We start from the raw sequence: 19,150 nt of genomic DNA, 5'->3' as shown, positions 1-19,150 counted from the left end.
GCTTAGTGTCCTTAGTGTCTTAGTGGTAAATGAGAGAGAACAAATCTCTAGTTGTTATAATTCACCATCCACTTCACGCCAAACTTATCAGTGAATTCGCCGAAGTAAGCTCCGAAAAACATATCCTGCAACGGCATGGTAACAGTGCCATCTTTTGACAAAGCATCGAATAGTCTCTTTGCTTCTTCGCGTGATTCAGGTTCAAGGCAAATGTGTGCATTGTTGCCAAAGGTTAATTGAAACCCCATTTCTTTTGGCGCATCGGTTCCCATCAATACATGGCCGCCAAGTGTGGGCAATTCAATGTGCAGGATCATTTTCTTAATGTTCTCTGGAATCTCCGGATGGTCTGCATCCTGGGGAATGTCGCCGAAACGTTGAACGCCTTTACCTCCAAATTCCGTTTTGAAAACTGATTGATAGAATTTAAATGCTTCGTATGTGTTGCCGTCAAAATTCAGGTAGGTGCAAACCCTTGCTTTGGTATCTGTTTTTGCAGCTTTTCTTAATGTAAATTGAGCCTTGATATAACTATCAAGTTGATCAAATGTTTTGTTGAAACCACCGTTAACATTCGTTCTCATTGTTTGGAAGAATTCGTATTCTTCTTCCGTATTATTAACCGGATACCCTATAAGCGTGATAGTCGTTTTGTTATCTTTCTCAGTAAATGTTATCCGGTTGAAAATTTCCAATGGCCATCTTGCATCAAAATCAGCCCTTACTATTTCACCTTTTTCATTTGAAAACGAGTTAGTGAATTCCAGCAGGTCAGGTCTTTTAATATTGCCGTAGATAAACCTTCCCCACATGGTGTGTTCCGGGCCTTCCATTTTGTAATGAAACATTCCTTTTGACTTAAAATCCAGTTTCACTACAGTTGTTTTAAATTCAATAGGTCCCCACCATGCTGCCATTGCTTCAGGCGTTGCGAAGGCATCAAATACCAACTCCTTCGGCGCGTCAAATTCGCGAACAATCGCAAGTACTTCGCGTTGTGTTGCTTGATTGGTCTTTGTCATTTTGAATTGTTTTTAGTTTTATTCTTTAATTGAATATTATGCAGGTATTTATCGAGAGAATTGAATTTCTCGGTCCAGAATTGCCGGTATTGATCTACCCAGGCAGACACTTCAACAAGCTTATCCAGTTTTGCTTCACAGTATCTTTCCCTTCCTTGTTTTTTTATAACGATCATTCCACATTCAGTGAGGATCTTAATGTGCTGGGATATGGCGGGGCGGCTGATATCAAAGTTTTCCGCGATTGCGTTCAGGTTCATTGACTGCCTGGCAACCAGGCTAATGATCTGCCTTCTCGTAGGATCGGCAATAGCCTGGAATACATCTCTTCTTGCTTCTGTTGACATAATATGTAAGTAAATGCTTACACAAATATATGTAAGTATTTGGTTACACAAAAAGAATCGGACATTTTTTTCAGGAATTAGAAGTTAGGAGTTAGGAATTAGAAAAAGGCGAGATGCACTGTGTGGAGTAACAGTGTTTTAGGTATAACACTTGAATGAATTGGTTGGTAAGATTCGATCGCGTTGACACACTATTCTAATTCCTAATTCCTAATTCCTGGTCAGCTAACTGTTGTCCTCAATCGCCTGACCAATTGCCACGATCAAATCGTTGGATTTATTATTGTTGTCAACCCATGAAGCTTCGTTGTTTACGAGGGTTGGTTTAATCGTAACATTGTCGAGATACACTTTTCCTGTTTCGTCATTTCTAACATTGGTCACTTCATAATTGCCGTCTTTTTCTTCATAATCGGCTTTCAGATAATCATCTTCGAATTTGAACAGAATCTGCATTTTCATACAATAAGTTTAATGGTGAGCCTGCAATTTTAATACCCTCAAAAATCAATGTTCTTGCTTAAGGATATTCCGTCACGGTTAATGCCCTACGGGCAATAATGAACGTTTGTGCTGCTTTTATTGATATTGTTTCCCTACGGGAAAAGATTGCCCGTAGGGCATAAATGTCAGTAGAGAATATGTAAGTGGACTCCTTTTGTCCGTAGGACATTAATATGACAAGGAATGAAATCGCTAAAGAGAGGACATTGACCCTCAAAATTCGAACCGCACACAGGTTGTATCAAAATCGTACAATTATTATTATCTTAATGGGAGAGCGTTTTTTGATTATCAATCATTTAAAATTCTGGTACATGTTTTCGTTGTTTGATAATGGTGAAGTTAATTCCATAAAACAACTGCCATGCTACGCAACTACCTTACCATGAGCTTTCGCAGCCTTTGGAAAAACAAAGGTTTCTCGCTGATCAATATTATGGGGCTTGCCATTGGCCTTGCTACCTGCCTGCTGATACTCTTTTTTGTGATAGATGAACTGAGTTATGACAAGTATAATGAAAGGGCAAAAGACATTTATCGTGTAGATGCAGATATTCAATTTGGCGGTAGTCACTTTGATATGGCGATGTCACCTGATCCTATTGGGCTCACGTTGCAAAAAGATTATCCCGAAGTAGAGGCTTATGTAAGATTCAGAAGACCTGAAGACAGGTTTCTTGTAAGAAAGGCGGATCAGAATGTTGCTGAAGACAATGTGTTATTTGCAGATTCATCCCTCTTTAATGTTTTTACATTGCCAATGGTACAGGGCAATCCTGCAACGGCGCTGACTGAGCCAAACACTGTCGTGATCACAGAAGCCATTGCGCGTAAGTATTTCAATAGCACAGACGTTTTGGGAAAATCGCTGCTGGTGAATGATACATTGCCTTACAAAATAACCGGAGTGATTAAAGCTATGCCGGCACAATCACATTTCTACAACGATATTTTTATTTCCATGTCATCCAATGCCGAAAGCCGCATGGGGCTGTGGGTGATGAATAATTATCAGACTTATATTGTTTTAAAGCCCGGCTCAGATCCGAAAAAGTTTGAAAAACATTTTGATGAAGTAGTCGACAAGTATGTGCTGTTGCAGGTGCAGCAAATGTTGGGCATTACGAAAGATCAATTCAGGCAGGGCGGCAATTTTGCGCGGTATCATCTTTTTACACTCACGGATATTCATCTGCATTCTTCCAAGGTTGGTGAAATAGGCGTGAATAGTGACATTCAATACGTTTATATTTTTTCTGCGGCAGCTATTTTCATCTTGCTTATTGCCTGTGTAAACTTTATGAATCTTTCTACAGCACGCTCCGCCAATCGTGCGAAGGAAGTGGGTGTTAGAAAAGTGCTTGGTTCCTTGCGCAATAACCTCATCAAACAGTTCATAACTGAATCTGTGGTGGTGGCTGGCATTTCAATGCTGCTGGCTATAATGATCGTATCGATTTGTCTGCCTTACTTCAATAATTTATCTGGTAAAAATATTGACGTTCATTTTTTTGAAATGCCGTGGATGGTTGCATCTATTATTGGCTTGACATTATTGGTGGGCTTCCTGGCAGGTTCTTATCCGGCCTTTTATCTTTCTGCATTCAGGCCCGTGAAAGTTTTGAAAGGAGAGGTGGCATCCGGCTTTCGAAGTAGCAGGTTAAGAAGTGCTTTGGTAATTTTTCAATTTTGTATTTCCATACTTCTTATCGTCAGCACGATCGTTATCTACAGTCAACTAAGATACATTCGTCATAAGGATATAGGTTTTGACAGGGAGCAGGTTTTGGTATTGCAAAACACAGATAAGCTTGGCAATGGCACAAAAGCATTTCGCTCAGAACTAAAGCGCATAAAAGGAGTGGAAGAGGTTACGATGACAAAGTTTCTTCCAACCAGCGGAAAGCTTAGTGATGCACCGTTGTTTCGGGATGCGTCATTCGATCAAAAGTCCGCTATTTCAACACAGCTCTGGAACGTAGATGAACATTATGTTCCAACGCTTGGCATGACAATGTTGAGAGGCAGAAATTTTTCAGAAGACATGAGTACGGATGCATCGGGGGTAATATTGAATGAGGCGGCGGCGGCGCAGCTTGGTTATAAAGATCCGTTGAATAAGTATCTCTATATTCCGAAGGATTTTCGTGCAGGTAATTCTCCTGACAACATTTTGACCTTTCACATTATAGGGATCGTTAAGGATTTCAACTACAGTTCCCTGCGGCAAAAAGTTTCGCCGCTCGCCCTTTTCCTTGGGGCTTCGCCAGGCACTACCGGCATTCGCATTAAAACAGCTGATATTCCTGGTTTAATCGCGCAAGTAAAGCAAGCGTGGAATAGAATGCAACCGGGACAGCCTTTCTCATATTCGTTTATGGACGACGATTTCAACAGGATATACAATGCAGAACAACGCACGGGAAGTATTTTCATTTATTTCGCTGCACTTGCTATCATTGTTGCGTGTCTTGGCCTGTTTGGATTGGTGACCTATGCTGCGGAACAACGTTCTAAAGAAATTGGCGTTCGCAAAATACTGGGTGCTTCTGTCAATAACATTGTCGTGATGTTGACGTCAGACTTTTTAAAACTTGTTTTAATCGCCATCGTCATCGCTGCTCCGCTTGCGTGGTGGTTGATGGTGAAATGGTTGCAGGGTTTTTCTTATCGCATCAACATGTCCGCGTGGTTCCTTGTATTTGCAGGTGCGTTGGCGACAGCAATAGCAGTGGTGACAGCGTGTTCGCAAGCGATCAAAGCAGCTGTTGCGAATCCGGTGAAGAGCCTTAGGAGAGAATGAAAATTAATAATTAATAATTAAGAGGACCACAGTTTTTATTGAGTGCTACACTTCGCATGTTAAACATAATGCTTCATAGTTTTTGTCAGGGGCGCTACACCTATTAATTCTTAATTATTAATTATTAATTTTCTTGCTCTCACGCTTTAATAAACGGCCCCGCAATCGCCAACACCTGCGCCATCGTTAAGGGCTCATCGAATGCTTCTGTGATAGCGTCAGCAGATACTGAGGTAATCGTCTTTACATCTTTTCCGCCTTGCATCGTGTTGTCTTCTCCCGCGTAGATGGCAGCAGGCAATCCATTGGCTTGCGATTGCGTGATCCAGCCTTTGAAGCCTCTTAACCGCCTTATTTCAGAGGCATGTCTAGCCTCTACGGAATGTATGTCGAGTGCAGCAGTAATCACTGCTCCGGCTGCTTTATCGGCAAGCAGGTTGGCAGCTTGTCCTTTGTAAGCACGAACACCTGTGTCTTCAAATGCATTTGACAACGCCAGGAAAGTTTGATAGTTACTGAAAACATCGGCAAATGTGCCACCCGCTGTAAAATCAAAGTTTGGCTTGCTTACAGGTGTGCCCTGCAATGAGGTGATGGTTGATTTCAGCAATATAACGTGCGCGTCTTCATGTTTGCTGATCTGCGCAATAATGTTCATGTCGCTGGAAGGAACAAGCCCCGAAGACGCAAGCCCCATTTGATAAAATTCTGATTCCAGGTATTCCAGTGTAAGTGCATAGTTTAAAATATCAACAACGCCCGGCGTGGAAGTTTGCGCGAATGCACGATTGCTCATGATGCTGGAAAGCCCCAGTGGAATAGCCGCGATCGCTGCTTTAAGGCCAAGCTTTAGGGTCTTGTTCAATGCGTCGCGTCTCGAAATATCCGTTTCGTTCTTTTCATTTGCAAGTGCTTCAAATATTTTCGTAGTATTCATAACAATAAGTTTTATGGTAGTTTGGTGGCGGATATTTTTGTTTTGAGAAACGTATTCGCAGTGGCTACAATACTTGGATTGCCTGCATTGGGAGTTCTGGAGAAGTCGAGGCCCGTGGTTGGGTCAACTACGTCATCACCTGCAAAGGATGCCGACTTCGGATTCAGCAGGTCCCGTATGGCGGCAGCATGTCTTGCTTCTACCGAAACAATTTTCCCTGCCAGGGTAAGATAGTCACCGTTGGTGATGTATTGCCCTGCGCCATTGTAGGCGGAAACACCAGTGTCTTCAAGTGCTTTCGCAGTGGCCAATACACTGGCGCGACTGGTGAAATCAATTTTTGAAAAATCAACCTGCAATTGCATGATAGCAGAGGAACCCAATGCAGCTTTAAAGAAATCGCGGTGGGCAATTTCATGGTTCATGATGTCAGCCAGTATTTGTTTTTCTTCATTGGTAGCGCCGCTGTACATCGAAGCATTTACCTGTATATAAAATGCAGCTTCCAGTTGCTCCAGCGCGTAAGCAAAATTTAAAATGCCCGTATCGCCGCTTCCTACGTCGACTGTTCCATTGGACATAGAAGGGTTATCGTCTTTATGACAAGCTTCCAAACCTATTGCCATTGTAGATCCGGCGATGGCTGAGTATTTCAAAAAAGTCTTTCTGTTGAGCTGAGTAGTTAGTATTTTTTGCACGGCACCTTCATCGTTCGTTTCTTTCATAAAAATATTTTTAGTGAGTGATTATGTTCAGCTACGAGAAAGCAAATCACTTTAGATTCATATTTTTTAGAAAATGGTAAAGAATTTTTTCCAATGAACTGGTTGGGGAAAATCTTGCTCGTTATTGTCTTATAATCTTACTATCTTTTGCTGCCACGATTTTTTAAAACAACAAACTTGACCAAATGAAAAGACGGGATTTTGTAAAAATATCAGGGACAGCAGTACTTACAGGTGCCTTAACCAAACTAACGTATGGATTCGGAAGCGGCAATACTTCAATGAAATATCCCGATGAAGTGTGGGTGCAGTGGATGAATGAATGGTTCAAGCTTACTGCAAGCAATGGCAGTTTATATAGGCATGAGAATTTTACAGTAGAGATAAAAAGAAGCGGCGATGCAGACGGTATTTATATAAGTTCACCAACGAAGGAGTTAAGTGCAGTTCGCATTAAATGGAAATACGAAAAGGCGAACAACTCAAAATTTTTAGGAGATCATTGGGAGCGCTCTTATGGAGATCTGCAATGGAAAACAGATTATACGGGTGTAAAAAATCCATGGTACATTATCATTACAAATGGCAAAAGTGCAGAATGCTTTGGGGTGAAGACTGGCGCAAATGCCATCTGCTGGTGGGTTTTAGGAGATCATTCGTTAGAGTTGATGCTTGACACTAATTCCGGTGGAAGAGGTGTTTTGTTAGGCAATAGGAAATTACACGCAGCAGATGTTATTACCATGAATGATGCAAATGCGAAGAGTGTCTTTCAAACAGATCATTTGTTTTGTAAAAGAATGTGCGCTAAACCGCGATTACCAAAGCAGCCTGTTTATGGCATCAATGACTGGTATTTTGCTTACGGCGAAAATTCATTTGACCTTATTAAAAAGACGACGGCGATGATGGCCGAGCTGGTGACCGATCATTCCAATAAGCCTTTCTCTGTTATCGATGCGGGTTGGGCCGAGTACTCGCCGCTATTGCCCGGCGATGGCGGATGGAATGAAGATTTCGGCAAGCCAAATGATAAGTTTAAGGATATGCATCTGATGGCCGACGAAATAAAGAAGCTTGGTATGCGTCCCGGATTGTGGATGCGTCCACTTTGTGCACGACATGATGAAAAGAAAACGTTGCTTGCACCGCCAATTCCGGGCAGGGATAGTCCTAAGAATCCTGTGTTAGACCCAACCATTCCGGAAAATATTGAGCGCATTAAAAACTATTTCAGCATTTATAAGTCCTGGGGATATGAAATGGTAAAACACGATTTCACAACTTATGACATTACAGGTCGCTGGGGTTTTAGCATGAACGATGGTTTTACTTCTGCAGGCTGGAACTTTAACGATCGATCGAGAACAAATGCAGAAATCATTGGTGATCTATACAAAACCATAAGAAGCTCCGCAGGTGATAATATTTACATCATTGGTTGTAACACGCTGAGCCACCTGAGTGCGGGCTTGTTCGAATTGTGCCGCATTGGTGACGATACGAGTGGAAGGGAGTGGAGCCGTGTAACTAAAATGGGAGTGAATACTTTGGCTTTCCGTTTGCCACAACACAATGCGTTCTATGCCGCAGATGGAGATTGTGTGGGGTTAACAAAAGACATTCCATGGATTAAAAACAAACAGTGGCTGCAACTGCTGGCAGAGAGTGGTGCTCCTTTATTTATTTCTGCGCAACCGGAAGCTGTTGGCGCAGAGCAAAAAGAGGCTATACGCAAAGCATTCGCCCAGGCTGCAAAACAACAGCCCTTAGGTGAACCTGTAGACTGGATCACGAACAACCAACCTGCTGTTTGGAAATTGAACAATAGAACGGTGCAATTCGATTGGAGTTAGGCGAATAAAATAAGAAGAGTTCGAATTGGAAACCATCCCTCAATAGTATTACTGCTGATGAACGTACTGCGACGCCCGCCTGAATGAATCAATTCGGGCAGGCAACGATGTTTAACCGGAGCCACAAATGCCGGTAACGAACAGGCAATATATAAGAGACCCGTGGCCTTTTTAAAGAACATTTTTTCTTATAAAAAAACTTCGGTCAGAAAGTAATACTGAAGTTTTTTTTAATTAACTTGTTAGTGCTTAACCCCGGCTGAGCCGCCGATCGCGGCTTCCCCAATTTATCTTCTTTGCCGGGCTCCAGCGCAGATTACACAACACCAATGTGGAAATAATTTCTCCGATCAGGCGTCTTTGTAAGCCAAAAGTGCGGCACAAAGAATGTTGTTGATCAACCAGGCAAGAGGCATCGATAAATGATGCGTTTGATTTCTTTTTCGTACCGTGTTAACCAAGTTGACTGCATCTTCTTTAATCGACAATGAGGAAAAGTGCTTTAATTAAAAGATTCATTGAGGCCCCTGATGGCACGCAATGCTGAAATCTGCAATCACAAAGCATATTCACTTCTACACAAGATTATTTAATGGAAGGCGGAAAGTCTATCTAAGGAAAATGCTGTAGGCAAAGCTTTACATGCATTCTTCAATCATGGAAATTCTGTGCAGTGATCGCTATGCAACTATTTAAACATATAGTATGAAACACGTGTTATTAAAAACAAATCAAAAACCTTTAATTATGAGAACTCTTTATTCATCGATGTTTGCCATTATGATCTGCGCATTCTTTGCTACGGGCTGTCAGAAAGATTACAATAGAGAAGGATCGGCCCAACCAAATCAAAGCAACGCAGCTGCCAAAACAAACGCTAAAGCCCCTGTCGATGTAGCCGCAACATTCGCAAAAATCAGGGCAACTCTGCCTGCCAATTTCGAAAGCAGATCGAATAGCATAAAAGCCGACCTGCTTGCGAAAGTTAACCCTGAGTATAAATATGTAGTGTTGAACGCGCTCAAACTTACAGAAACAACATGCGACGACAATACGTTGCTTACGCAGTGGCTGAATCTCCAACTATCTGACTGGAGCTTCGATGTCATCTTCTATGCATCTCTAACAGGAATGCTTGATTTCCCAACCTATGATGCGTTACTTTTTTCAAACAGCGAAAGCGGTCAGCAATTTGGAGTGAACGGAGAGTATTCGCAGCGCATAACTAAAACAATGAAGGATTTAAAACGTTTCTGGGACATCCAGTCTTCGCAAATTGTAGTAGTGCCCATGCATGGAAGCATGCTGCTGGATAGAAACAAAGTGATAAGGATCGATATGATTCTTTATGGCGATTCGCAAGTTGGTGCAGAATACTGGGCAGACGTGATTTCATCTTTGCTGGAAGGGATTCCGCAATACAGAAATGGGAATCATCCAATTTTTACTTTCAATGCGTTTGCGCAGTCTACATTTGATTTTCCACCTTTTGGTGTAGTGCCGGATAAAATTGTGATGGGAGATGGTATCCTGGATGCCTATGCTGCTATTGGTTTTGGAGATGTTGCTCCTCAAGCGGTGCTTGCACATGAATTTGGGCATCACGTTCAATTTCAGAGGAATGTATTTGGCAATGAATCTTCACCTGAGGCAACACGCAGAACAGAGCTGATGGCAGATGCAATGTCTGCATACTATCTTTCTAGCGCAAAAGGAGCATCCATGCAGTGGAAAAGAGTGAAAGAATTTTTGCAGGTCTTCTTTAATATAGGTGACTGTTCATTTACCAGCATCAATCACCACGGTACGCCCACTCAAAGAATGGCGGCAGCAGAATGGGGATATCAAACAGCTAATAATGCACAAAAACAAGGTCACGTGATAAGTTCTGCTGAATTTATTGCTTTGTTTGATGCGCAGTTGCCGACGATAGTAAGTCAGTAAAAGAGTTGAGAGTTGAGAGTTGAGAGTTGAGAGTTGAGAGTTGAGAGTTGAGAGTTGAGAGTTGAGAGTTGAGAGTTGAGAGTTGAGAGTTGAGAGTTGAGAGTTGAGAGTTGAGAGTTGAAAAAAATAAAACCTCCGAAGGTACGGAGGTTTTGTAATACTGTTGTGAATAATTGATTTTCAAATTAACTCTCAATTCTCAATTCTCCACTCTCAACTTAATAAAGAGTAAGGCTGAATTATTTAATCAATGTCACCGTCGGCACAGTCGTTACAACGCCTGTTTGCACCGATACATTTCCAACGTTGAAGTTTTGATAGCCTGTTAAAGTATCCGCCACAAAATATAGGTTCCAGCTTCCGGCTGTAACGCCAGCAAAACGATAGAAACCTAAAAGGGAAGGAACTGCATACAATGTGTCTGTTCCATTAATGGCCATTACTGTTGCTTTTGCATCAGGAGGCAAAACTGTTCCCTGCAATGTACCGCCTGTTGCTTCAGAATAAGTTCTGATAACAGGTTTGAGATTGAATTTGCCGCTGCCTGTTGCAACAACAGATTTATTGGCATCAAAATCTATCCACAATCGATAAACAATTCCTGCAGTCAGATCTGCATGGAGATTAAGTTTTAAACCGCTTTGTTGTGCAGAAGGTGTGTTTAATGGATAAGATACACCATCTACAACTACGCTGTTATTGCTGCCGAGCACCAATCTTATCTGGCTTATTTTTCCTGCAGGAATATCTACGGAAGCAAGTAGAGTATCGATGCCATTTCTAAAGTCTAATAAATTGTATACTCCAGGTTTAATTAACGGCACATCTGTCCAGCCATTTGAAGAGTCTGTAGTTGCGTTGATTTTTACACTTTGAATATCTACGTATACAGCATCGTAGTTTCCCGGAGCATCGGTAAGCCTTAGTTCGAGTTTGGCTGTACCGCCGGAAGTGCTTTTGTCATTTTTGTTACATGCAGTAAAGGCGATAGCAAGGACCGCCAGGCATAAGGTCAAAAACTGAAGGATATTCTTTTTCATCGAGTTACGTTTCCTCAGCTTATTCGAATTCCATGCCAAATTATTCCAGGGTATAAAAAACACGGTATAAAACATAAAAAGAGTCCCGTAAAACGGAACCCTTTTTTATGTCAATAGCTGAAATGATGAGCGCGTCAACCGCGCAGATAAATCAATGCAAAAAATGTTCCTCGGATGGGCACACCAATATGTACACATAAAATTTATTTTTTGGAAAAGTTTGGGGTAGGGTGTACACAGTTAGAAATTGCCAAATCGTTTAATGTGGATATTCGAAAAAGTTTAAAGAATCTTGCTTGTCATCCCGACGGAGGAGGGGTGACGAGCAGTCTTTCTTTACTGATGTTGACCCCTGAAAAGTCAACGGTCACGACACTCAGCTTGTTTAATTTTTTACAAGCGTCTTTGCCATTTCTTCGTCCTGAGCGGCAAGGTCAGGGAGGTTTAAGGCTTTATATATCCTGGCCCTTACCTGGTAAGCAGCACGATAATTTCTGTCAAGTTCGAGGGCTTTATTTACCATCTCCAGAGCAATGTTGTATTTCTCCTGTCTGTAATATACCTCTGCCAAATGCTTGTAAGGGTACTCGTAGGAAGGGTCCAGCTGCAATGCTTTTTCGAGATCGGAGATTGCTTCTGCATATTGTTTTGTTTGTAGAAAATAAAAGCCGCGGGTGTTATAGTATACCGATTTCTCTATGTTTGATGTGGTGGTTGCTTCAATAAGGTTGACAGCGGTATCAAGATCTTTTGAAGCAAGCTCGTAGTCGGCTTTTTCCGTATAGGCCCAGCCACGTCCGCGGTAGGCCGACGCATTTTTATCATTCAGGGCAATGGCACTCGTAAAGTCTTTTATTGCATTATCATAATCTCTTTTATCGTCCACGTAAATAAAGCCGCGATGCATGTAAGCGTCGGCAAAACCTGGATCGTGCGTAAGTATTTCAGAAAGCAGGTAGAAACGTTTTTCCTGGTCTGTTTCTTTGTTTGTTTTATTGATAAGATCCCAAACCAATTCTTGTTTCTCCAATTTGTTGATCTCAGATTGAGACGCATTTTCTTTTATTTTTTTTGAGATCTCCAGTATATATCGGTTAAACTCATCTTCACGTTTTTTCGCTCTTTCGATGGGAGCGAGGGACTTTTCAAGGAACTGGTAATAAAAATCACTGATCACATCATCAAAGTCTTTGATCTTGATGAACCAGCTGTTGGATGTAGTGTTGATGAGATTGGCCACCCGCCAGTGTACATCATTTTCGTCGAGACCGCACCAAAGCAGTTCACAGTTGGGCGATTTCATTTGCTGTAAAACATTCATGATGGAATAGTCGGAGCCGTTGTAGCCAATCACAATGAGATCAAGATTTAACAGTAGCTCCCGTAGTTTTTCTTCCATGCTTTTTGATAGCCGAAGTGTTTCATCCGTGGTGTTTTTGATGTTTGCATAACGATAATCTCCATGCAGCTTAATAATGTTTGGCTTATTGCCGTAAATGGAAATAAACTGGCTGATCTCATCGTCAGCAAAGAACCTCACGCGCTTGGAAGTATAATAAGCCACCGTCTCATTGATGAAGTCGTCGAAGTTCGTGGTAAGTATATTGTTGAAATATCCCTTCTCAATCATGTGGGCAAGTATAACATAGGCGCCGCCGGGATTGCATTCTTCAATCAACGCCTCCACCAGTCGTTGCCGTTCTCTTGGGCTGCTGTTATAAGCATCCATCCAGAAGCCGTACCTGGCATCAGCTACAAGATGTTTTTCGTAGTCGTCCCATTCTGCATCCGGCACAAAGCTCCGCAGCTTTTTCAGCTCTTCTGTTTTAACCTTTAAAATGTTATTCTTAATTATTTCCTCTTTTTCTGTTACGTAATTTTCAAAGGTTTGCTGGTCAATTTGCTTTTCGAGGAAAAATTTGTCGATCATATCCGTGCCTGGTTTTGTAAGGAAGTTGGCATGCAGTTCCGCTGCGAACAATGGAAACTTATCCCTTATAAAACTCAACTGCTGGCAATACTTAATAATGCCTGAACCTAGTGGTACTACAGGATAAGAACAGCCGGCACCCAGCAACAGCGCACTTTTCGGCGTTTTCCAAAACTCATGCTTTTGCTGGATCTTATATTGCAGGTAAGATTTTTCTCTGATCTTTTCGGGCAAGATCTTTGTTGACGGAGGAGCCATTGTTCAATCCGAATTAATAATTAATAATTAGTAATTAATAGGTGTAACAGCAAAATGAGAAATAAGTTCTATTCGGTTCAACGTCAACTGTTCTGAATTCAATAACGAGTCAAACACTATTAATTCTTAATTATTAATTATTAATTAAATCTCCCTACATTTACGCGGCTTTAGGGGTATTCTGAAAAGAATTGAGATAGTCCCTTTGAACCTGATTCGGTTGATACCGGCGTAGGGAAAAGTCAGATGATATACTGCATCTATTTTTCTTCTCTCACCAGAGGTTCTAAAGCCATAATTATTATTCAACACATCAAGATTATGGAACAATTGCTCTGGAAGCACATTCAAAACGTAAGAACAAAATCTCCGCTTGTACACAACATCACGAATTATGTAGTAATGAACAATACGGCAAATGCGCTGCTGGCCATTGGTGCGTCGCCCATTATGGCGCATGCCCACCAGGAAGTGGAGGAAATGGTAAACATTTGCCAGGCTTTGGTAATTAATATCGGCACGCTGGATGAGTATTGGACCGTGTCAATGATACAAGCTGCAAAAGCCGCAAATCGCCTGAATAAGCCGTGGATATTGGATCCTGTTGGTGCCGGAGCTACTTCATACAGAGATACAACGCTTGAATATTTATTGTCGTTCAGACCAACAGTGATAAGAGGTAACGCATCAGAAATACTGGCACTGGCAAAGCTCAACCAGGAAAAAACAAAGGGCGTTGACAGCACCGCACAAAGCAACGATGCGGTACAGGCGGCTCAATATCTTCACAAGCAGTTCGGCTCGACTGTTTGTATTTCCGGCGAAACAGACATCATTGTTGCTGAAGGAAAAGAAATGCGTCTGTTCAACGGAAACGCTTTGATGACAAAGGTTACAGGCCTCGGCTGTACTGCAACGGCAATCATCGGCGCGTTTATTGCGGTGACAGAAAACGTTGCCGAAGCGGCAGCAGCAGCGATCTCACTACTGAATATTGCCTGTGAACTAGTGGCAAAAAATGTAGAAGGGCCGGGAAGTTTGCAAATGCATTTGCTCGATAAATTGTACAATCTTACCCAAACAGAATTTGATCAACACATTAAGTTGTCGGCGTAGTAATGAAGCATGTTTTTCCATACAGATTATACCTTGTGATTTCTGAAGAAGCCTGCAAAGGGCGGCCACTCAATGATGTAGCAGAAATGGCAATCCGGGGCGGAGTCGATATTATTCAGCTCAGAGAAAAATTTGATGATACCGAAACGTTTTTGCAAAAAGCAATATCGCTGCAAAATGTGTTGCGCAAATACAATGTTCCGCTGATTATTAACGACAATTTAGAAGTTGCCAAGCGCAGCAACGCATATGGCATTCACGTAGGTAACAGCGACTCACCACCCACTGCGATCAGAGAAAGCTGGGCTGCGTGTCAATGTCTTGGTTATTCAATTGAGTACCTGAAACAGCTGGTCAACAAAGAAACGCTTACATCCGACTATTTAGGCATCAGCCCCATATTCGACACGTTAACCAAGCAGGATACTGTAACACAGTGGGGATTGGCGGGCCTCCGGCAAATACGCAGCATCACAGAAAAGCCATTGGTGGCCATTGGCAACATGAATGCACAAAACGCTTACGACGTGATGAAAGCTGGCGCCGATTGCCTTGCAGTTGTTTCTGCAATATGCGGCGCTGCCAATCCGGAAAAGGCGGCGAGGGAGATAAGGAGCAATATTGAAAGAGCGATTTAATGAGTTGAGAGTGGAGAATTGAGAATTGAGAGTGAAGAGAGCTATTAAGAAATTATGGAAAACAATCGGATTTGATTAACACACATCTCTCAACTCTCAACTCTCAACCCTCAACCCTCCACTAAAAAAAGTAACAATGAAAAAATACAAAACACCTTCCGTGCTAACCATCGCAGGCTTCGATGGAAGCGGTGGGGCGGGCATACAAGCTGATATAAAAACAATCTCTGCGCTGGGTTGTTATGCGACTTCTGCGTTAACGGCGCTGCCGGTACAAAATACAATGGGCGTCCGTTCCATTTATCCCATTCCTACAGTAGCTGTTGAAGAACAGATCAAAGCAGTGATGGATGATATTTTTCCTAATGCCATTAAAATTGGCATGGTGCATACCAGCGAGTTGGTCGATGCAATTGTAAACACACTGCAACAGTATCCTCAGGTGCCTCTGGTGTTTGATCCTGTGATGGTGGCAACGAGCGGCCATCGTTTAATCGAAGACCAAACCATTCAAACAATTATTGACAAACTGATCCCAATAGCAACAGTCATCACACCCAATCTTGATGAAGCAGAAATACTTGCCGGTATGAAGATTCAAACAGTAGATGAGATGTATGTTGCCGGAGAGAAAATAAAAGCACTCGGTTGCCGCTCTTTGCTGTTGAAAGGAGGGCATTTAAAAGCCAGTGTACTTACGTCACTTTATTTTTCTGAAGATGGCAAGGTGTACGAATATCACTACGATAAATTTGAAACCAATAACACGCACGGCTCCGGTTGCACTTTGTCATCTGCCATTGCCAGTTATATTGCGCAAAGCAAACCCTTGATAGAAAGCGTTGCAATGGCACAGGATTATGTACACCGGGCCATTTATTATGGCAAAGATTTACAAATAGGAAAAGGCAATGGACCTTTGAATCATTTTTTTGATCCGCAAAAACTTATTACCTATGAATTGGTCAACTAAGGCATGGAACGCCATTGACGATATCTATGCAGACATTATCGGCATGCCGTTCATTAAAGAACTAACGGAAGGCTCACTGCCGCTGGAAAAATTTCAGTTTTACATAACGCAGGATTCGCGTTATCTAGATCATTTCGGCAGGGCATTGTCGTTAATTGGTGCGAGGGCAAATGACTTGCAGGATGCGCTGGCCTTCATTCGTTTTGCTGAAGGCGCCGTGGTAGTTGAAAATGCTTTGCATGGTTCTTATTTCGAGACGTTTGGTATAAGCAGCGCAGGTAATATTGAACCGGCCTGTCATCATTATATTCATTTTCTTAAAAGCACCGCTGCATTGGATGCTGTGGAAGTGGCAATGGCTGCGGTTTTACCCTGTTTTTGGATTTACAAGAAAGTGGGCGATCATATTTATAGCAATCAAACAAGCGTGACAAATCCGTATAAAAAATGGATCGCTACCTACGCGGGAGAAGAGTTTGGCGAGTTGGTGAATCGTGCGATCGCCATTTGCGATAAAGCTGCAACAACCTGCACCGAAGCCCAGCAGCAAAAAATGATCGAGGCTTTTGTAACTGCCAGTCGTCTCGAATTCGATTTCTGGGATGGGGCATACAAGTTGAGGAAATGGAGTGTTTGAGGTTCGATGTCTCCGAGTTACCACTAAGACCCGCCCGGATGAAACCGTTCGGACGGGTCTTAGTGGTGAAAGGCAGACTTAACATTCGCTACAGAATTGCTCCAAATTTGTTGCTTTTATTTGCCTGAAATATAATCGGACCATGAAATTGTTTTCGGCAATAGTTTTAATGTTTTTTGTGATTGCGGCTCACGCGCAACAATCATCGCAACTGGTAATTGCTGTGAAAGACAGCGCATCGCAGAAAGCGCTGGAAGGCGTTTCTATAATAGATGGAACTACCAAAAAAGGTGGCACAACCAACGGCAATGGGTTTTACATTCTAAATACATCTGAAAGCGGAAATAAAACGCTGCAGTTTTCATCCACAGGCTACAGCGAAAAAACGGTGAATATTACGCTGCCGTTTTCTTCCGATACCTTGTACGTTTTGCTAAGCAGAAAAGAAGCTGAAATGGCCGAAGTGGTTGTTACCAGTACAAGATCTTCTGCCAACAGAATTGAGGACCTGCCGATGAAAGTAGAAGTGTTGGGACAAGAAGAAACGAAAGAGGAGAGCGGTATCAAACCCGGCAACGTTGCAAGTTTGTTAGGTGATCTTTCTGTTATCCATATTCAAAATACATCTGCAGTCAGCGGAAGCAATGCCATTCGTATGCAGGGTCTTGATGGAAAATACACACAACTGTTAAGAGATGGTGTTCCGGTGTATGAAGGCATCAGCGGAAACTTCGGAGTGTTGGCCATTCCACCGCTTGACCTGAAACAAATCGAAATCATTAAAGGATCAATTTCTACTTTGTATGGCGGCGGAGCGATAGCGGGTATGATCAACTTCGTTTCAAAAACGCCAACAAAGAAGCCTGAGCTGGATGTATTGCTGAACCATTCAACACTGAAAGAAAGCAATGCCAATGTTTATTATGCACAACGCTGGACCAAAACCGGCCTTACTTTCTTCGCCGGCACCACGCAACAAAAAGCGGTTGATGTAAACAAAGACGGCTTTAGCGATGTGCCGCAGTTGCATCAGTACATTATTCATCCGAAGTTCTTCTACTATATCAATCCACGGGCAACATTAACCGCCGGTTACACGGGTACATTCGAAAACCGCAATGGCGGCGATATGCACGCAATTGGCACCAAAGAAGAAGGTGTCAGCAAATATTTTGACAACAATACAAACAGCCGTCACAGCGTAGATGTGCAATACACACAAAGAGGCGTTGACGGAGGAAAATTTACAGCAAAAGCGGTGGGAAGTATTTTCAATGTGAACGAGAATGAGAAATATTTTCTTACACACGGACAACAGCTAAACAGCTACGCCGAATTATCCTACAACAAAGTTGTTGGCAAAAATGATTTGGTATTGGGCCTGAACAATACAAGTGAAAACTATTCGCGGAAGCCCGATGACAGTACGCTCGTGAATAATTATTTCTACAACACAACAGGGTTGTTTGCGCAGGATGGCATTCATTTTTCCGACAAATTCATCACGGAATTTGGCATACGCGTAGACTATCACAACCGTTACCAATGGTTCGTTTTACCACGCATAGCTTTTGTGTACAAACCAATCGATGGAATGAGCATTCGCCTTTCATCAGGAACAGGATACAAAGTGCCGGAGGTATTTACTTCGCAAACGCAAATGATGGGTTATCAAAAATTGTTGCCTCTCGCCGACAATGTGCAATCTGAAAAAAGCTATGGCATCAACTTCGATGCGAACTACGAGTTTAAAGCGGGAGAGGTTAAACTAACTGTTAACCAGGCGGTATATTATACCAACATCCAACATGCCATTATCCCTATTGTTCATGCAGACGGATACTACAGTTTGCAGAGTGCACCATTTAATGCGCATAGCCTGGGAACGGATACCTACATACAATCGGAATGGAACAACTGGGAACTTTACCTTGGCTACAACCACACGGTTTCAAAATACAGGGATGACGCCAATACCAACTTCCCGTTTGCACCACGCGATAAATTTGCTTCTACACTCGCTTACAGCATTGAAGGGAAATGGCGCATGGGTATTGAAAACAGCTGGGTGGGTAGCCAATATTTGCCAGACAATACAAAAGCGCCGAACTACTGGTTTTGGGCCGCAATGGTGCAGCACAACTTTGGTGAGCACATCAGCGTAGTGCTAAACTGTGAAAACATTTTTGATGCACGCCAGGGTAAAAATGAACCTCTCTACACCGGCTCCATGAACGATCCGCAGTTCAAACCTCTCTGGGGACCGATTGATGGAAGAGCTGTGAATTTGAGTGTAAAGTTTTCTCTCTAGCCAATAACTGAATAACTGAATGACTGAATAACTGAGTGGTTGATAGTCGAAGTGCAAAGTCGAGAATGAACTACTCAGTTATTCAGTCATTCAGTTATTCAGTTATTGA

At 42.4% G+C, this 19,150-nt stretch carries 15 protein-coding genes and 1 riboswitch; of the genes, 8 read left to right on the top strand and 7 right to left on the bottom strand.

The annotated features are described in order from the left end of the window. Positions 1 to 47: 47 nt before the first annotated feature. The 3 genes from KTO63_RS00635 to KTO63_RS00625 form a co-directional block, all read right to left on the bottom strand. Positions 48 to 1,022, bottom strand: coding sequence for an SRPBCC domain-containing protein (locus KTO63_RS00635; RefSeq protein WP_217789183.1), 975 nt, complete (start codon positions 1,020 to 1,022; stop codon positions 48 to 50). Beyond that, positions 1,019 to 1,369, bottom strand: a complete 351-nt coding sequence (locus KTO63_RS00630; protein WP_217789182.1) for an ArsR/SmtB family transcription factor — start codon at positions 1,367 to 1,369, stop codon at positions 1,019 to 1,021. Before KTO63_RS00630 ends, KTO63_RS00635 begins: the two co-directional genes overlap by 4 nt. 225 nt (positions 1,370 to 1,594) lie before the next feature. Next, complete coding sequence (locus KTO63_RS00625) at positions 1,595 to 1,831, bottom strand: hypothetical protein (protein WP_217789181.1); 237 nt, start codon at positions 1,829 to 1,831, stop codon at positions 1,595 to 1,597. A 406-nt stretch (positions 1,832 to 2,237) separates the two neighbouring features. Between KTO63_RS00625 and KTO63_RS00620 the strand changes: the two genes are divergently transcribed. After that, positions 2,238 to 4,676 (top strand): ABC transporter permease, encoded by a 2,439-nt coding sequence (locus KTO63_RS00620; protein WP_217789180.1) that lies wholly within the window; start codon positions 2,238 to 2,240, stop codon positions 4,674 to 4,676. Between the two features lie 139 nt (positions 4,677 to 4,815). On the opposite strand, the gene KTO63_RS00615 is transcribed toward KTO63_RS00620, so the two are convergent. Continuing rightward, positions 4,816 to 5,613, bottom strand: a complete 798-nt coding sequence (locus tag KTO63_RS00615; protein ID WP_217789179.1) for a ferritin-like domain-containing protein — start codon at positions 5,611 to 5,613, stop codon at positions 4,816 to 4,818. An 11-nt stretch (positions 5,614 to 5,624) separates the two neighbouring features. After that, positions 5,625 to 6,338, bottom strand: a complete 714-nt coding sequence (locus KTO63_RS00610; RefSeq protein WP_217789178.1) for a ferritin-like domain-containing protein — start codon at positions 6,336 to 6,338, stop codon at positions 5,625 to 5,627. 185 nt (positions 6,339 to 6,523) lie between these two features. Between KTO63_RS00610 and KTO63_RS00605 the strand changes: the two genes are divergently transcribed. Both KTO63_RS00605 and KTO63_RS00600 read left to right on the top strand, forming a co-directional pair. Then, complete coding sequence (locus KTO63_RS00605) at positions 6,524 to 8,194, top strand: alpha-amylase family protein (protein WP_217789177.1); 1,671 nt, start codon at positions 6,524 to 6,526, stop codon at positions 8,192 to 8,194. A gap of 747 nt (positions 8,195 to 8,941) precedes the next feature. Beyond that, the gene (locus tag KTO63_RS00600; RefSeq protein ID WP_217789176.1) at positions 8,942 to 10,138 is read left to right on the top strand and encodes a neutral zinc metallopeptidase; all 1,197 of its coding nucleotides are present in this window, start codon (positions 8,942 to 8,944) and stop codon (positions 10,136 to 10,138) included. A gap of 239 nt (positions 10,139 to 10,377) precedes the next feature. Here the strand turns inward: KTO63_RS00600 and KTO63_RS00595 are convergent, their stop codons facing one another. Beyond that, on the bottom strand, positions 10,378 to 11,178 hold the full coding sequence (locus tag KTO63_RS00595) for a DUF4382 domain-containing protein (protein WP_217789175.1): 801 nt from the start codon (positions 11,176 to 11,178) through the stop codon (positions 10,378 to 10,380). A 385-nt stretch (positions 11,179 to 11,563) separates the two neighbouring features. Beyond that, a complete protein-coding gene (locus tag KTO63_RS00590) occupies positions 11,564 to 13,366 on the bottom strand; it encodes a tetratricopeptide repeat protein (RefSeq protein WP_217789174.1) in 1,803 nt (600 codons plus the stop codon). Between the two features lie 162 nt (positions 13,367 to 13,528). Next, positions 13,529 to 13,621: riboswitch (TPP riboswitch) on the top strand. Between the two features lie 66 nt (positions 13,622 to 13,687). Between KTO63_RS00590 and thiM the strand changes: the two genes are divergently transcribed. From thiM to KTO63_RS00565, 5 genes are all read left to right on the top strand, one after another. Beyond that, positions 13,688 to 14,482, top strand: a complete 795-nt coding sequence (thiM, locus tag KTO63_RS00585) for a hydroxyethylthiazole kinase (RefSeq protein WP_217789173.1) — start codon at positions 13,688 to 13,690, stop codon at positions 14,480 to 14,482. A 2-nt stretch (positions 14,483 to 14,484) separates the two neighbouring features. Next, positions 14,485 to 15,120 carry a thiamine phosphate synthase gene (gene thiE / locus KTO63_RS00580; RefSeq protein WP_217789172.1) on the top strand — a complete coding sequence of 212 codons (636 nt, stop codon included), beginning with the start codon at positions 14,485 to 14,487 and terminating at the stop codon, positions 15,118 to 15,120. Between the two features lie 136 nt (positions 15,121 to 15,256). Continuing rightward, positions 15,257 to 16,093: a bifunctional hydroxymethylpyrimidine kinase/phosphomethylpyrimidine kinase gene (gene thiD / locus KTO63_RS00575; protein ID WP_217789171.1), complete on the top strand. Its 837-nt coding sequence runs from the start codon at positions 15,257 to 15,259 to the stop codon at positions 16,091 to 16,093. Then, positions 16,077 to 16,730 (top strand): thiaminase II, encoded by a 654-nt coding sequence (tenA, locus tag KTO63_RS00570; RefSeq protein WP_217789170.1) that lies wholly within the window; start codon positions 16,077 to 16,079, stop codon positions 16,728 to 16,730. The genes thiD and tenA overlap by 17 nt, the downstream gene beginning before the upstream one ends. A 142-nt stretch (positions 16,731 to 16,872) precedes the next feature. Then, complete coding sequence (locus KTO63_RS00565) at positions 16,873 to 19,041, top strand: TonB-dependent receptor (RefSeq protein WP_217789169.1); 2,169 nt, start codon at positions 16,873 to 16,875, stop codon at positions 19,039 to 19,041. The last annotated feature ends 109 nt before the right edge of the window (positions 19,042 to 19,150 follow it).

The organism is Pinibacter aurantiacus (assembly GCF_019130065.1).
GTDB lineage: Bacteria > Bacteroidota > Bacteroidia > Chitinophagales > Chitinophagaceae > Pinibacter > Pinibacter aurantiacus.
This window is presented reverse-complemented; position numbering and strand designations above follow the sequence as displayed.

Coding starts and splice junctions, on each gene's coding strand:
- KTO63_RS00600 (WP_217789176.1), top strand. CDS start 8,942: ATGAGAACTCTTTATTCATCGATGTTTGCCATTATGATCTGCGCATTC.
- KTO63_RS00565 (WP_217789169.1), top strand. CDS start 16,873: ATGAAATTGTTTTCGGCAATAGTTTTAATGTTTTTTGTGATTGCGGCT.
- KTO63_RS00590 (WP_217789174.1), bottom strand. CDS start 13,366: ATGGCTCCTCCGTCAACAAAGATCTTGCCCGAAAAGATCAGAGAAAAA.
- thiM (WP_217789173.1), top strand. CDS start 13,688: ATGGAACAATTGCTCTGGAAGCACATTCAAAACGTAAGAACAAAATCT.
- KTO63_RS00615 (WP_217789179.1), bottom strand. CDS start 5,613: ATGAATACTACGAAAATATTTGAAGCACTTGCAAATGAAAAGAACGAA.
- thiE (WP_217789172.1), top strand. CDS start 14,485: ATGAAGCATGTTTTTCCATACAGATTATACCTTGTGATTTCTGAAGAA.
- KTO63_RS00610 (WP_217789178.1), bottom strand. CDS start 6,338: ATGAAAGAAACGAACGATGAAGGTGCCGTGCAAAAAATACTAACTACT.
- thiD (WP_217789171.1), top strand. CDS start 15,257: ATGAAAAAATACAAAACACCTTCCGTGCTAACCATCGCAGGCTTCGAT.
- KTO63_RS00605 (WP_217789177.1), top strand. CDS start 6,524: ATGAAAAGACGGGATTTTGTAAAAATATCAGGGACAGCAGTACTTACA.
- KTO63_RS00595 (WP_217789175.1), bottom strand. CDS start 11,178: ATGAAAAAGAATATCCTTCAGTTTTTGACCTTATGCCTGGCGGTCCTT.
- KTO63_RS00630 (WP_217789182.1), bottom strand. CDS start 1,369: ATGTCAACAGAAGCAAGAAGAGATGTATTCCAGGCTATTGCCGATCCT.
- KTO63_RS00620 (WP_217789180.1), top strand. CDS start 2,238: ATGCTACGCAACTACCTTACCATGAGCTTTCGCAGCCTTTGGAAAAAC.
- tenA (WP_217789170.1), top strand. CDS start 16,077: ATGAATTGGTCAACTAAGGCATGGAACGCCATTGACGATATCTATGCA.
- KTO63_RS00625 (WP_217789181.1), bottom strand. CDS start 1,831: ATGAAAATGCAGATTCTGTTCAAATTCGAAGATGATTATCTGAAAGCC.
- KTO63_RS00635 (WP_217789183.1), bottom strand. CDS start 1,022: ATGACAAAGACCAATCAAGCAACACAACGCGAAGTACTTGCGATTGTT.